At 38.6% G+C, this 15,268-nt stretch carries 11 protein-coding genes; 4 read left to right on the top strand and 7 right to left on the bottom strand.

Going from position 1 to position 15,268, the window contains the following annotated elements; translation table 11 throughout:
- Positions 1 to 6: 6 nt before the first annotated feature.
- Positions 7 to 276: a 30S ribosomal protein S15 gene (gene rpsO / locus H3Z82_RS11570; RefSeq protein ID WP_182205667.1), complete on the bottom strand. Its 270-nt coding sequence runs from the start codon at positions 274 to 276 to the stop codon at positions 7 to 9.
- 240 nt (positions 277 to 516) lie between these two features.
- Between rpsO and H3Z82_RS11565 the strand changes: the two genes are divergently transcribed.
- Complete coding sequence (locus H3Z82_RS11565) at positions 517 to 1,626, top strand: sensor histidine kinase (protein WP_182205666.1); 1,110 nt, start codon at positions 517 to 519, stop codon at positions 1,624 to 1,626.
- Positions 1,627 to 1,767: 141 nt separating this feature from the next.
- On the opposite strand, the gene accD is transcribed toward H3Z82_RS11565, so the two are convergent.
- The 3 genes from accD to tamL form a co-directional block, all read right to left on the bottom strand.
- Positions 1,768 to 2,625 carry an acetyl-CoA carboxylase, carboxyltransferase subunit beta gene (accD, locus tag H3Z82_RS11560; protein ID WP_182205665.1) on the bottom strand — a complete coding sequence of 286 codons (858 nt, stop codon included), beginning with the start codon at positions 2,623 to 2,625 and terminating at the stop codon, positions 1,768 to 1,770.
- A gap of 262 nt (positions 2,626 to 2,887) precedes the next feature.
- Positions 2,888 to 3,955 carry a class II fructose-bisphosphate aldolase gene (gene fbaA / locus H3Z82_RS11555; RefSeq protein ID WP_182205664.1) on the bottom strand — a complete coding sequence of 356 codons (1,068 nt, stop codon included), beginning with the start codon at positions 3,953 to 3,955 and terminating at the stop codon, positions 2,888 to 2,890.
- Positions 3,956 to 4,158: 203 nt separating this feature from the next.
- A complete protein-coding gene (tamL, locus tag H3Z82_RS11550; RefSeq protein ID WP_235982441.1) occupies positions 4,159 to 6,660 on the bottom strand; it encodes a translocation and assembly module lipoprotein TamL in 2,502 nt (833 codons plus the stop codon).
- Between the two features lie 150 nt (positions 6,661 to 6,810).
- Here tamL and H3Z82_RS11545 point away from each other — a divergent pair, with 150 nt between their 5' ends.
- Positions 6,811 to 7,539: an RNA methyltransferase gene (locus H3Z82_RS11545; RefSeq protein ID WP_182205662.1), complete on the top strand. Its 729-nt coding sequence runs from the start codon at positions 6,811 to 6,813 to the stop codon at positions 7,537 to 7,539.
- A 202-nt stretch (positions 7,540 to 7,741) separates the two neighbouring features.
- Here the strand turns inward: H3Z82_RS11545 and porT are convergent, their stop codons facing one another.
- Positions 7,742 to 8,437, bottom strand: a complete 696-nt coding sequence (gene porT / locus H3Z82_RS11540; protein WP_182205661.1) for a type IX secretion/gliding motility protein PorT/SprT — start codon at positions 8,435 to 8,437, stop codon at positions 7,742 to 7,744.
- 35 nt (positions 8,438 to 8,472) lie between these two features.
- The gene (gene ubiE, locus H3Z82_RS11535) at positions 8,473 to 9,201 is read right to left on the bottom strand and encodes a bifunctional demethylmenaquinone methyltransferase/2-methoxy-6-polyprenyl-1,4-benzoquinol methylase UbiE (protein ID WP_182205660.1); all 729 of its coding nucleotides are present in this window, start codon (positions 9,199 to 9,201) and stop codon (positions 8,473 to 8,475) included.
- A 300-nt stretch (positions 9,202 to 9,501) separates the two neighbouring features.
- Here ubiE and trkA point away from each other — a divergent pair, with 300 nt between their 5' ends.
- Entirely contained in the window at positions 9,502 to 10,851 is a 1,350-nt protein-coding gene (gene trkA / locus H3Z82_RS11530; protein ID WP_182205659.1) for a Trk system potassium transporter TrkA, read from the top strand.
- 85 nt (positions 10,852 to 10,936) lie between these two features.
- On the top strand, positions 10,937 to 12,430 hold the full coding sequence (locus H3Z82_RS11525; RefSeq protein WP_182205658.1) for a TrkH family potassium uptake protein: 1,494 nt from the start codon (positions 10,937 to 10,939) through the stop codon (positions 12,428 to 12,430).
- Here the strand turns inward: H3Z82_RS11525 and H3Z82_RS11520 are convergent, their stop codons facing one another.
- Positions 12,431 to 15,124 carry a T9SS type B sorting domain-containing protein gene (locus tag H3Z82_RS11520; RefSeq protein WP_182205657.1) on the bottom strand — a complete coding sequence of 898 codons (2,694 nt, stop codon included), beginning with the start codon at positions 15,122 to 15,124 and terminating at the stop codon, positions 12,431 to 12,433.
- Positions 15,125 to 15,268: the final 144 nt, after the last annotated feature.

Here is a 15,268-nt window from a genome sequence, read left to right as displayed (position 1 = left end):
TAGTGATTATTTTCTTAACCCTAATTCTTTTACTATGGCACGATATCTTAAGATATCTTTCTTAGTTAAATAATCGAGTAAGGCACGACGTTTACCAACTAATTTTACCAAAGAACGCTCAGAGTTAAAATCTTTACGATTGTTTTTTAAGTGTCCTGTTAAATGGTTGATTCTATAAGTGAACAACGCAATCTGTCCTTCTGCAGAACCTGTGTCTTTTGGCCCTTTACCGTGTTTTGTAAAGATGGCTTCTTTTTCTTTTTGATCTAAATACATGCTAATATTATTGTAAATGATTGTTATGTACGGACTCGATTTTCGAATCACGGTGCAAAGATAGTGATTAATGTTACATGAATAATGCTTCAGATGAAAAAATCTTAAATTCCAACACGTGGTGTCAATGGTTCGAAGTTTTCAATGGGTGTTTTGTACCAATTGGGGTATAAATATTTGTTAATAGGTCAGTTTTTTGACCTGTTAACAGTTATTTTTGAGGTTAATTCAGTTAATCGCATGCCAAGACACTTAGTAGATATAAAGGATAAGCTTTTCGAAAATATATTTGAAAATGCACCCAATGGAATTGCCATTGTAGGTTTGGATTATAGATGGGTTAAGGTCAATCAAAGCATGACTGAACTTTTAGGCTATTCTGAAGAAGAGTTCTATGCAATGAAATTTCCTGACATCACCCATAAGGATGATTTAGAGTCTGATATTATACAGCTTCGAAAATTAGAGCGTCGGGAAATAGATAGTTATCAGATTGAAATGCGTTATTTTCATAAAAACGGAAGTGTGATTTGGTGCTTGTTGTCGGTTTCTATGCAGTTTCATGCTGATGGACGTCCGCTATATTTTATCTCTCAGGTGGTGGACATTACAAAGCAGAAAGAGATCCTTTGGGAAATAAATTCCATCAAGGAAATTGCGAAAAATCAAAGTGACAAGCTGATGAATTTTGCACATATCGCAACTCATGATATTAGAAGCCATATTGGTAATTTGGGCATGATTACGGATTTTATGGAAGAAGAAACTGCAGGGATTAAAGATGACGAGAATTTTAAAATGCTTAAAGAGTCATTGTCCCAGTTAGAAATTACGATATCCAACCTGAATGAGGTCAGAAGGGATGATTTTTCTCAGCATGGTAATCTATCACCAAAAAAATTGCGTGCTTTCGTTGAAAATGCCATTTATAATATGAATGCCATAGCCAAAAATGAAGATTGTAAAATCATCAATGAGGTCAACCACGATGTCCATGTTATGGGGGTATCTGTTTATTTAGATAGTATCATTCTTAACTTCTTGACCAATGCTATCAAATACAGCTCAAAAGAACGAAGTCCCTATGTGCGCTTACGGTCATTCGTTGAAGACGATTTTGTCATTTTGGAAATTGAAGATAATGGTCTGGGCATCGACTTGGAGACCCATCAGAATGATTTGTTTCAGTTCAGAAAGACATTCCACAAATTCTCAGATTCGAGAGGTGTAGGATTGTTCATCACTAAAAACCATGTGGAACGAATGGGTGGAAAGATTGAGGTTAAAAGTACCGTAGGTGTAGGCACCACCTTTAGGGTGTATTTTCAGAAGGCTGAATTGGCATCTTAAGCCTATTCTTAATATAAATGCCACGAATGATAGTTTTTTGTTTAAACACTATCACTTCGTGGCAAGTTGTTTTTCAGTAGAGGCTGTTACTCCGCCGCTATTTTCAACGTTAGATTCTTACAATGAGACGTTATATTGGGACTATACCCGCAACGGCTGATTGGTAATCAAATCGATATACTGATTAATTTTATTCTTTAAATCCTTACGCTCCGTAATAAAATCCAAGAAGCCGTGTTCCAATAAAAACTCCGCGGTTTGGAAGTTTTCCGGTAATTCCTGTCCTGTCGTATCTCTTACTACACGTGGACCGGCAAACCCGATCAACGCACCAGGTTCACTGATATTAATGTCGCCCAGCATAGCAAATGAAGCGGTTGTACCACCCGTTGTAGGATCGGTACTTAAAGAAATATAAGGAATGCCTGCATCAGCCAACTGCGCCAATTTAGCCGATGTTTTGGCTAATTGCATCAAGGATAAAGCAGCTTCCTGCATACGTGCACCTCCCGATTTAGAGATGATAACAAACGGCAATTTTTTCTTGAGGGCATAATCGCCTGCTCTTGCAATTTTTTCGCCTACCACACTCCCCATGGAGCCGCCAATAAAAGCAAAATCCATACAAGCCACAACAATGTTCTTGCCTTTAGATTTTCCTACGGCACAGCGTACCGCATCCTTAAGTTTTGTTTTCTCCTCTGCAGCCTTCAACCGATCGGGATAGGCTTTGGTATCTACAAATTTCAAGGGGTCTTTTGAAGATAGATTGGCGTCCAATTCCTTGAATTTATTATCATCAAATAAAATTTGGAAATACTCTTTGCTGCCAATTCTTACGTGGTATCCGTCTTCAGGGCTGACAAAAAAGTTCTTCTCAAGTTCTTCTGTATCAATAATTTTACCCGTTGGAGATTTGTACCACAAGCCCTTAGGCGTGTCTTTTTTCTCCTCTGTGGTAGTGGTAATACCTTTTGTTTTTCTTTTAAACCAAGACATATTGATTTACGATTTATATTCCTGCGAATTCCGATAGCTATCGGGAAGGAATCTTATGATTAGAAATTATCTTATATTCTTTTCGTGATCTTATAATATCCTAAAACCTCCCGCAAAGTTATGAAGTTTTTACGATATCTAACTCTTAAATGCGCTATTCCTGCGAATTCCGATAGCTATCGGGAAGGAAACTCCATGATTAAAATCACATCAATCTTTTTTCAGGCTATTAAAATAACCCTCCAGCAAATCCTGTGTAAAACTATAAGGTATTTACGTTATTTAAATCTTCAAAGGCCTGTTTCAACCGTTGAACAAAAGTCTCCTCACCCTTTCTCAACCATACCCGAGGGTCATAATACTTTTTGTTGGGAATATCTTCTCCGTCAGGATTTCCAATTTGAGTTTGTAAATAGGCTTCATTTTGCTTGAAGTAATCACGAATTCCACCCATAAACGCAAATTGCATGTCGGTGTCTATATTCATTTTGATCACGCCATAACCTATAGCTTCTCTAATTTCTTCAACGCTTGATCCCGATCCCCCATGGAATACAAAATCAATATGGTTGTGTGGTAAGTTGTGTTTTTCAGATAAAAACTCTTGAGAATTCTTAAGAATTTTCGGCGTTAATTTCACATTTCCAGGTTTGTAAACTCCATGCACGTTGCCAAAAGCAGCCGCAATGGTAAATTGATCGCTGACCTTGCTTAATTCTTCATAAGCATAAGCCACTTCTGAAGGTTGCGTGTAGAGTTTTGAGTCGTCCACATCCGTATTGTCCACCCCGTCTTCTTCACCACCGGTAATGCCCAATTCAATTTCTAAGGTCATGCCCATTTTGCTCATGCGCTCTAAATACTCTTTACAGATTTGAATGTTCTCCTCAAGAGGCTCTTCAGAAAGATCAATCATGTGTGAGCTATAAAGGGGTTTGCCAGTTTCCTCAAAATGTTTTTCACTGGCATCCAATAGACCGTCAATCCATGGCAATAATTTTTTAGCACAGTGGTCAGTATGTAATATCACGGGAACACCATAAGCCTCAGCCATTTGATGTACGTGCTTTGCACCTGCAATAGATCCTGCTATAGCTGCTTTCTGACCCTCATTGCTCAAGCCTTTACCTGCATTAAAAGCGGCCCCACCATTGGAAAATTGGATGATAACCGGAGCATTAAGTTCGGCCGCTGTTTCCAATACACCGTTAATGGTGTTGGAACCAATGACGTTTACTGCTGGTAATGCGAATTTTTTTTCTTTTGCAAGTTTAAAAATAGCTTGCACCTCCTTGCCGGTAGCAACACCTGGTTTTATGTTGTGACTCATAATAATTTTATGTTTTAATTAGATTCAAAAATAATGAAATTAAAGCAAAGTTACGGATTTGGCCTTATTGTTTTTTGTGAACAGCCCATGTAAATGCAACGATAACCTTGTAGTAGTGATGACTTATGGTAAATATCAATGGAAAACAGAATCAGTGTTGCATTTGAACTCGTAATTGGTAATATGAGAGAGGTCTTTTGGTGCTAAAAAGGATAGTTAATGCCAATATTATAAACGGCATTTGCAAAGTTGTAGTCTTTAAACCATCTGCTTCCTTTGTTATAGGAAGGGTCATAGGTTTTAAAACCGACGTCCAAGCGCAGAACAAAAAAGCTGAAATCGTAGCGCAAGCCAAACCCTGAACCTACGGCTATATCTTTAAGCGAACTGAAATTATCAAAGGTTTGTTCGGGGTCAGTGACATTATCAAAAACGTTCCAAATATTGCCGGCATCCACAAAATAGGCACCGTAAATAGATCCGAAAAGATTAAAACGGTGTTCGGCACTGAAATGGAGCTTAAAGTTGGCTTCATTAAACTCATTGGTTGATTTGGTTCGTCCGGGGCCCAGATTGTAGGCCGTCCACGCACGGTTATCATTAGGTCCGCCGCCAAAAAAACTCTTGGAAAACGGAATGTTGTCTGAGTTGCCATAAGGCACAGCAATCCCGACATAACTCCGGATGGCAAAAACATTCTTTTTCCCCAAGTCCCAATATTTGACATAATCCACTTCAGCTTTGGAATACTGCGAATAGGCCACCCCAAAAATATCATAACGATTATTCGCGTTCTTTTCAACTCCAGCAAATTTTGAAATACTAGCGAGGATATTTCCCGCGAATTCCACTCTAAATCTTATTGTTGAGAAATCATTGTCAAAAATGCTTTCTCGCCTCGTTTTGACATAATTGAAACTGGACGAAATGATGAGGTTGTTTTCCGTCAATCTTGTTTTTCGTTGATCAATATTATTGACATTTTTATAATTTGGATCTGCCGGCGTTAAGGGGGTGTTGTTGCTCAAAACATCGCTTATAAATTGATCGGCACCATCAGGAATGGCTAAGGCTTCGGTGTTAGCAATATAATTGATGTTTCTTGCAATACTGTTAAGGCTATTGTATGAATTTTGATACACCCCAAAATAATTATCGGCATTTAGGTTTTTGACGTATTGCGCATTAAAGAGATCCAGGGTATTGGTGACTTTAGCATTAGGATACCAATTGTAACCTAAGTTTCCCGTAAAGGTTTGCTTGTCCAGACCAATATTACGCTGACTTGTAGCGGCCGCACTGATTCGGGTGCTTGGCGACATGTATTTTGGAATGACCCGGTCAGTATTTAACGGAAAAAATAAACGCGGGATGGTAAGTTTAACGGTCGCACCTACTTCAGTGATGTCAAAAAACACATCTTTCTTACTGCCAGATTCTTTAGAGGAACCAATTGCCGCAAGTCCCGAGACTTCAAATGTTTCGGCGCCCCTAAATACATTTCTGATCAGAAGCCCACCGCTGAACCCAAGTCCAATAGTTTGTATATTACTTTGTGAGATTTCAGTATTGAAATTTAATCCGAATTTTTTCTTGGGAATTAAATAAATATTCGTGGTCAAAGAACTGTCCCTTGCGTTTTCTATATACTCAATATTTGGATATTTGAAGGTCTGCAATTCGCTTAAATACCGGTAGGTCCGCGTACGATTGATATCTTTAAAAATATCACCTTTGGCAATAAATATGGCATCGGTTAATGCTTTTGCCCGGTATTTGGATTTCCCGTAGCTGTAAATATTGAAACCTTTATAATTAATGGTATCTGTAGGCGTCAGGTTCTTATTTTGATAGGCATCATCCGTAAAGATATTGACATCCTTGATGGTGTACACCTTAAATGGTTTTGTTGTAGTGGAGTCGTCATATCTAATGATCCGATTTTGGATGATAAGATCAGTATTAACTTTTTTATTGGTGCCAATGGTATCAATTTCATAGGTGATATAATCTTGCGCAAAATGATAAAGTCCCGAGTTGCGCAACTCTGTTGCCAATCGCTCACGCTCATTGGTTAAATTTTCTTCCTTAAATTGCTCACCTTTTACCAGTAACGAGTTTTTTTTAAGGTCCTTATAAAGTGTGTCTATAACGGGAGAGGCTATTCTGGTTCTTATGGAATCCATAAAATAAGGGCTTCCAGTGGTTATATAATAGCTCATTTTTGCCCGTTGCGTATCTATGGTATCAATCTTATAGGTAGCATCCGCATTGAACCATCCATTTTTATAGTAATAAGTTTTAAGGTTGGTTGCTGATTTTTCAGTTTTTGACAAATCGATGGTGACCGGTGGCTCTCCTGTATTTTTTAACCAGGTATTGAAGTTCTTTCTCGAATTGATGATGGCTTCATATTGTTTTAGGGATATGAAATTTTTGAGACCGGTTTTTGGATCGTCAGGATTCCTGTATTTGGCAATTAGAATGGAATCTATATTGGGACGGGCCAGGTTGTAAATATGCAATCTGATTGGAACGCCGAACAATGGAAATTTGCCATTTGGTTTTTGAAACAATAAACTGTTAAGCGCGTCTGTATTGGTCTTCTTATCGTTGATGTAAACTGTATTGTCCATGAGCAGATGCTCGTCTTTGGCAACACGCTTGACGGCATTACAAGACGCTAGCAATAGGAATATTGCCATAATAAGTGATATTTTTGCTACCTTAACTTTCAAGAGGAAGTGGACATAAGTATTGATGGGATCAAATTTACTGTTTTTCTAGGAGGTAAAACAACTATTGCAATTATCGTTCTTAGGAATCAGTAACGTAACAAAAGTAAATACATTTTAATGTTAACAAAGAATCAAATAAAAATAATTGCAAGTTTAGGACAAAAGAAACAGCGATTGAAACATCGGTTGTTTAGGGTGGAAGGAAAAAAAGCTGTGGACGAATTTTTAAAATCCCACTTTAAGCTCCACGGTATATATGCTCTGACGAGGGGTGACTATAATGTTCCGTCTGAAAAATTTTATACGGTTACTGAACCTGAACTCAAAAAGATGAGTGCGTTAACGACCCCGCAACAAGTGGTGGCGGTTTTTGAAATTCCTAACGAAGAAAAAGTTGCTACAGATACCTTGATCCTCGCTTTGGATGCCATTCGTGATCCCGGAAATTTAGGGACCATCATTAGACTGTGCGATTGGTTTGGAATTGAGCATTTGGTATGTAGTGAAACGACGGTCGATTGCTACAATCCGAAGGTGGTTCAGGCTACAATGGGCTCTTTGACTCGGGTCAATGTCAGATATCTCAACTTGGAGACCTTTTTAAAAACAACAAAAGTTCAAAAGCTTGGTGCTTTTATGGATGGGCATAGTATCTACGAAAAGGTTTTACCAAAACAAGGCATTTTGATCATGGGCAATGAGGCTAATGGAATTTCTCCTGAAATTGAAGTTCTTATCGAAAATCGACTCGGTATTCCACATTTTAGTAAACATCAAGAAACGGAAAGTCTGAACGTGGCAACGGCCACCGCTATTTTATTGAGTGAGTTTAAGAGGCGCGGGTAGTATTAGGTATTAGGGATTAGGGATGAGCGGGGTGTTTTTTCAATTACCGATTGAAGATTGTTTATTTTGAATAACGAATAATGGTCAACTCTAATTTGGGATTTTTTTAACGAGCTCTGGTCTATTAACTTATATCAGTTATCGTCTGCGAAAATCTGTGGAATCCTCGGGAAACTCAAAGCAGGAAACTCGAAATCCGAACCTACTGAAACGTGAAATTTATAAAAACGCCACGTGTTTCCATAGAGGCAATATTATCTGTCCAAGGACTATTAGGGTCGCGATCTCTAATCAATTCGTCGTTAATGGCAAACACACCTCTTATAGATGGTGTAAACTTAAACCACTCCAAATAAAAGTCGATCCCAAATCCAACCTCATAAAAGAGCATGCTTTTTTTGGTCCGGAACTTTCCTGCGCGATTGTCATCGCCATCTTGGTTACTGGACAAGTTTAAAGCGGTTGAAAGGCCTCCTACAATAAAAGGTTTAAAATTGTTGATGCGTTTAGTGCTGGCTTTTAATAAAAAGGGAAAGTGAATATAGGTAGAATTCACTTCTCGGAAGAGGTCTGAAGGATTGGTAGTTGGAAAATCGTATTCCAGATTTCTTTTTGAGATGTACAAACCTGGTTCAAAACGTAAATTAAAATAGTCGTTGAGGCGCAAATCTCCCACTAAACCCACGTTAAATCCGAGACTTGTCTTAACCGTGACATCTTTTAAATCTTCGTGGTATTGAAACTTAAAGTCATAACTATTAAAACCTAAAAAATAGCCCCAGGTCAATCGGTCCTTATCAAAATTCTCTTGATTTTTAACTCTTTCCTTAGTGAATAATTGTGCTGATGCCGAATTGCAGATCAGTAAAAATAGAATGATAATACCAGTTCTTTTCATTGTATTGAGGTTCTTGGTCAATTAAAATGGGATGTTTACTTGGTTGCCGTATAAATGGTAGCCACACCAAAGGTTTGAGGCAAATCCTTAACATTGTTAAACCCAATTTGTCTCAAAATATTGTTTAAGGCCTCGCCATAAGGAAAAATAGATGCCGATTCACTCAAATAGGAATAAGCGACCCGATCTTTCGAAAACACTTTTCCAATAGTTGGTAAAATATACTTTGAATAGAATTTGTAGCCTTGTTTAAACGGTGTCTTGATCGGAACAGATGTTTCTAAAATTACAAACGTGCCTTCGGGTTTCAATACACGTAGAATCTCGGAGAGGCCTTTTTCTAAATCCTCAAAATTCCTGACACCGAAAGCGACGGTAATCGCATCAAAACTGTTGTCCTCAAACGGAAGATTTTCAGAATCGCCAAGCGTCATTTTGATCTTGTCATTCAGTTTTTTATCCGCAATTTTTTGTCTGCCAACCTCAAGCATGCCATCACTGATATCCAATCCAATGATTTCTTGGGCATTGGTTTGTGCAAGATTAATGGCTAAGTCGCCCGTGCCAGTAGCAATATCAAGAATCCGATTAGGTTGGGTTTTGGCAATAATGTCCACCACTTTTTTTCGCCATTTAATATCAATTCCGAAAGAAATGACCCGGTTTAAACCGTCGTATTCCTTTGAAATCGTGTCGAACATTTTGGTCACTTGTTCCTTCTTGTTCGCTTGACTGTCCTTGTATGGTTTTACTTTTTCTGACATGGCATTATTTTTGGCAAAACTACATATTTTTTTATTGCAAATTTGTCAATGTGAGGTGAAAAGCTGAAAATGTTGATGATTTGGAATGCTACCTTCAAAGGCGAGAAATCAGTTTCCAACCCAAGGTGTTTACACCAAGCGCTATGGCACAATTAAAAAGTGATTGTCCTTTAGAAGCTTACAAAACCTGTTCGTAGTTCTTGATTTTTATATTGACGGCATACCATTATATCCTTTCCAAATTAAATAGGAAACTTTTAAATATCTTATATTTGTAGCTCTTTTTGAAAGATGTATTAAATGAAAATAATCATTTCAGGTGCTGGTGAAGTCGGATTTCATTTGGCAAAACTATTATCTTACGAATCCCAGGAAATCACTTTGATCGATACAAAAAAGGAAAGTTTGGTCTATGCCATTGATCATTTGGATATTCGGGTGATTAAAGGGGATGCTACGTCCATTGCCGTTTTGAAAGATGCACGGGTTGAAAATTCAGATCTGTTTATTGCCGTAACATCTTCTGAAACTACCAATATTACAGCTTGCGTGCTGGCCAAACAGCTTGGCGCCAGACGAACCATTGCCAGGATTTCAAATACAGAGTTTATTGATCAAAAAGATGAGGTTGGTTTTTCAAAATTTGGGATTGATGAATTGATTTCACCAGTGTCTTTGGCAGCAGGAGAGATAGAGTTGCTATTGAACCAATATGGCTTTGATGATGGTTATGAGTTTGAACAAGGTGCTTTGACCATGTTGAGTTTAAGGTTGTCTATGACTGCCACCTTTGTAGGGAAAACGGTTCAGCAGGCGGCAGAAGTATTCCCACAGATTCATTTTGTGCCCATCGCCATTCAGCGCTTTGGGACGCAATACACCATCATTCCACGCGGTGATACAGAGTTTAAAGAAGGAGATAAAGTGGTTTTTGTGACCTCAAAAGGAGGGAGCGAAGAATTGTTCAAGCTTTCAGGAAAGATGCGTTTAGATGTTAAGAATGTGATGATTCTTGGGGGCAGTAAGATTGGCCATAAAACGGCGAAGGAATTATGTCGTGCCAACTTCAACGTTAAACTGGTTGAAAGCAATAAAGAGGTCGCTTTTGAATTGGCTGATGATATGCCCAAAGTATTGATTGTAAACGGCGATGGACGAAACGCAGAGCTACTTGAAGAAGAGAATATAGGCAATATGGATGCTTTTATTGCCGTTACCGGAAATTCAGAAACCAATATTATGTCCTGTTTGGTAGCCAAATCCAAAGGTGTGAAGAAAACCATTGCCTTAGTGGAAAACATGGATTATTATCAGATTTCTGAATCGATCGGAATTGATACCTTGATCAATAAAAAACTATTGGCTGCCAATAATATATTTAGATACATCCGAAAGGGCGAGGTGGTTGCAATGACAAAACTCAATAATATGAATGCCGAATTATTGGAGTTTGTTGTTAAAAACCGATCTAAGATTACCGAAAGAGTGATAAAGGATATCGAATTTCCCCGATCAGCCATTATTGGTGGTGTCATAAGAGATGGCAAAGGGATTATCCCACTGGGCGATTTTAAAGTACAGGGTGGTGATAGAGTGGTGGTTTGCTGTTTGCCAAAGGCGATTACCGAAGTAGAGAAACTATTCTTTTAAAACATAATGCTTTAAACTAACCTTGAATTAGTCGCAAACTACGGAGAGAACAACTTTGAATCTTCATGAGATGGCGTGAAAAGATATGAAAATCAACTACGAAATCATTTTTTATTTTTTTGGACTGTTATTATTGTTCAATGGTGGATTTATGCTATTGGCTACTTTAGTCAGTTTTATTTATGATGATGGCGTTACCTTGAATCTTTTTCTTTCTGGAGTTGCCGTGTTGCTGTTTGGTATTATTTTCATGGTTGCTACCAAAAAGCACAGTAAGGAAATGAATAAGCGGGAAGGCTATATGGTGGTTACCTTTGGTTGGGTGGTCATGGCCATTTCCGGCACCTTGCCCTATATGGTCACGGAGGTCATTCCGAGTTTTACGAGTGCTTTTTTCGAAACCATGTCCGGATATACCACTACTGGAGCAACCATTATAAATGATATTGAGGCGGTACCCAAAGGGATTTTGTTTTGGCGGAGTACGACCCATTGGATTGGTGGCATGGGAATTATTGTTTTGGCTATCGCGATCTTGCCCTTATTGGGTATTGGCGGCATGCAGTTGTTTGCTGCAGAAGCACCAGGACCAAGTGCCGATAAATTGCATCCGCGCATCACCGATACAGCAAAGCGTTTATGGTTGATTTATTTTGGCTACACAGCGGCAGAGACCATTTTGTTAAAGGTAGCGGGCATGTCCTTTTTTGACGCCATAAATCATGCTATGAGCACCTTGTCTACAGGAGGGTTTTCTACGAAAAACGCGAGTGTGGCCTATTGGAATGACAAGCCGCTCATTCAATATATAATCATCACCTTTATGTTTTTGGCAGGAACCAATTTTGTATTGAGCTATTATGCCTTCAAGGGAAAAGTACAAAGAGCTTTAGGTGATGAAGAGCTGCATTGGTATTTCAGATTCATAGCTACCTTTACGATTATTGCCGCATTGATCATCTATTTTAGAGCCGATTTATCGCTTTCTACCCTGGAGCACCCTATGGTTTGGGGGGCGGGAGAAAGTGCTTTTAGACATGCCTTGTTTCAGGTAGTCACCGTCATCACCACAACCGGATTTATTACCGCAGATTATACCTTATGGACGCCATTTTTAATGGTTTTATTTTTTGGGATTATGTTTTTAGGAGGTTCAGCGGGGAGTACATCAGGAGGTGTGAAAGTGATGCGCCATCTGATTTTGATAAAAAATGGATTCTTGGAATTTAAAAGAGCAATTCACCCCAATGCTGTGTTGCCAGTTCGCTATAATACAAAAGCGATAACGGGAGTTGTTGTTTATAATATTCTCGGATTTTTTATTTTATATATGATCTCATTTATTGTAGGTGCCTTGGTGTTTTCAATGTTTGCGATCGATTTTAGATCCGCTATCGGATTGGCCGCCTCTAGTCTTGGCAATATTGGGCCGGCCTTGGGCAATTTTGGTCCAGTAAACAATTATGCCGCATTGCCCCCATTGGCGCAGTGGTGGGCTTCTTTTTTAATGCTCATTGGACGTTTGGAGCTATTTACGGTTTTGATTTTATTGACGCCTTTCTTTTGGAGAAATCGATAATTATAAGATGAGACTGAAATGACCACTTTGTTTGATGGCGTTGTTGTCAAGATCGATCAAGGTTGCAGTGAACCAGTAATCTGTGGATCCTAAAACTTCACCTTTGAAGGTGCCATCCCATCCAGAATCATTGTTTTTTAAATCCATGGTATGCAAAAGTTTGCCGTATCTATCGTAAATTTCGATGTGGGCTGACCTGTAGAATTCAGATGAAATGCCATGAATTTTCCATATATCGTTGTATCCATCGCCGTTTGGGGTGAAATATTTTGGGAAACCAATAAATGAAACCTCAGTGGCAATTGGTGGTTCGCAATTGTTGGTATCCCTAACATAAATAGTATAAATTCCCGGTTGGACGTTGTAAAAGATATAAGATGTGCTTTGGCCGTAATAGTAAGTGTTGTCCAATGAAAATTCATAGAGACTATCGCCTGTGATGGAAACTGAAATCTCATAATCTCCAGCTTTTATCTCATCAAAAACGGGCGGGGTGATGTCATTGACCACAAACTCTTCTGTTCGTGAACACCATATCCCATGTTGCAATTTATAAACTGTTACGGAGAAGTTTCCAGGTTCTGTAAGGTGAAATATCCGGTTTGTCGAGAGAATGGTACCAGAAGCGTTTCTCCACTCCCATCGGTCGTTGGACGTATTCCCATCCAAACTAATAACAGATTGTAAGCTTGGATCGCAAATGGTATAACGTTCTTGAATATCTAAAGGTAATTCGGGATTTACAAATAGTTCTATGCTTCCAATTCCGTTGCATCCAGTGTCTGGATTGTCAATTCGCACCCAAATGGTTGTGGTAGCGGTGTTATGATTTGATGAAAGAGGATCAATTTTAGTTTCTGCATCCAAAAATGTGGCATAGAAGGTTAGCAGTGATGAGTTGGCAATTTGAAATTGAGCTCTTATCTCAATTTCTTTTGTAGCTAAATCAAAAGTAGCTTTGCCATTATCAGGAATCTCATCTGAATCTTCACAAGCGTATATTGGACTAAGGTTGGGCAATTCAATATGTAGAGTCTCTAAAAAGAAATTACTTATGGTTTCACATCCCTCTGGACTAATAATTTTCACGAAAAGCTCCTGTGGATTGCTTCTATTCTCGTAAATATCAGGATTTTCGATGCTTCTATCATTGTCCAAATCAGATATGGTTTCATAAAAGAGCAGTTCATCCTCAGGATTTGGGTTGTTTATTTTTTCAGTAATGGTGTTGAGGTTAAAAAAAGAAAAACCATCGTTGTCCAAATCGCATTGCAGCAAGCTTTCACCGGGATTTATTGACGGTAGAGCATAGGCTTCAACCATTTTGTAAAGATCAGCTTGTGCGTTATTTATAGTGATGGTTGCTCTTACCAAGTATTCGTCAGGCGTCTGGTATTGATGGGTTGGCTCCAACAGAGTGGAAGTATTGCCGTCTCCAAAGTCCCACAACACAGCTTCAACAGGCGCGTACGTATCCATTGAAAACTCAAAGGCTTGGTTGACACATACATTTTCGGTGATGATCCTATTCCTAAAATACGATTGAATGAAATTTGGCAGGCCTTTGTTCGATTGGCCAGTTTCCAGACCTATGGCTAAAGGTTGAAATCCGCTGTCAGCTTCTAAGCTTTCAGCTTCTGTAATGACTCCAATTTGGTTTGAGGAGATTAAGGGATTGTCTTGCTCGAAATTTGCTACGTAAATATTTCCATTTCTGGCCAATTGCAAGCTTCCAAATTCATAAGCTTTGGTATAAGCAATTGTTACTGTTTGATTGACTCCCGTGGTGCTTTCTATGAGATGTTTTTGTAAAAAACTAGTGTTGTAAGTGTCTTTGACCGTAAAATATATCAATTTTGAATCTTGAGAAAACTCTATACCATAAGGCATATAGGTTCCGAAGCCTGGAACTGAATTTATAATAGAGTGGTGATTAAATGTGACATTGTCATTGTCAAAATTGTATAAATTGATGTAGTTGGAACCATAATCAGCAATGGCAAGATATTGTCCATTCGGTGAAATTTTCATTGCGCCAACTGCAGAGTTTGTGCTTCTTTGAGTGGAAACAATTGGTCTTGTAGCCACACCATTTTCTGTAACATTAAATATTATAAAGTCCTGATCTGGAGCGCTAGTGATACCCGAAAGATTACCAAAGGTAATCACTCTTATGGTATTGCTTTCTGCATGGTGTATGGCGGTTAGACGTTCGGTTACGGAAAGGGCCAGTCTGACATTTTTTAGGACCACCGTCCCTAAAGGATACTGGTCTGAAAACTGGACCTCAGAATAATACAATCCTGGCAGAAGCACTGGAGATGATGTGGATCTATTTTGTCGTGTCACAAAAATATAATAGGTATTTGGGTCGTTTGGTTTTGGGATGATAATGGAAGTTTGGGTGCCGTTGATTTCGCCTGCTAAATCCGCTCCATTATCCATGACTTCATGTTGTTGGTTCCATACAGTTTGACCATTGGTGTAAAATCGTAATTGTCCACTGCTATCCGAAATAGTAGCGCAACCGGCCTGAGTATCCATGGCACTGTCAGTCAAAACGCTTAGCGAATTATTGCTAAAATTAAGCCCAGCTTCATCACCAAAATACCAATTGTTGGTTTCGTTTTGGGCCATGGGCAGAGTGCCATATAGCAATATCAGGAATAAGCTAACAATTTTGTTAATCATCATATGTTTAACGTTACCTGCTACTTGATTCAAAAATAAAAGGATCCTTGTATTGTTAGTTAAAGACGCTAAAGTTATAAAAAATTAAATGATATACTGGGTGCTATAATTTCGAAGGTAGAAATCGGAATTTGAAAATGAACAGAA

It is taken from the genome of Gelidibacter maritimus (assembly GCF_014062315.1).
Classification (GTDB): domain Bacteria; phylum Bacteroidota; class Bacteroidia; order Flavobacteriales; family Flavobacteriaceae; genus Gelidibacter; species Gelidibacter maritimus.
Note: the sequence above shows the minus strand (reverse complement) of the source record. Positions and strands in the feature narration are given on the sequence as shown.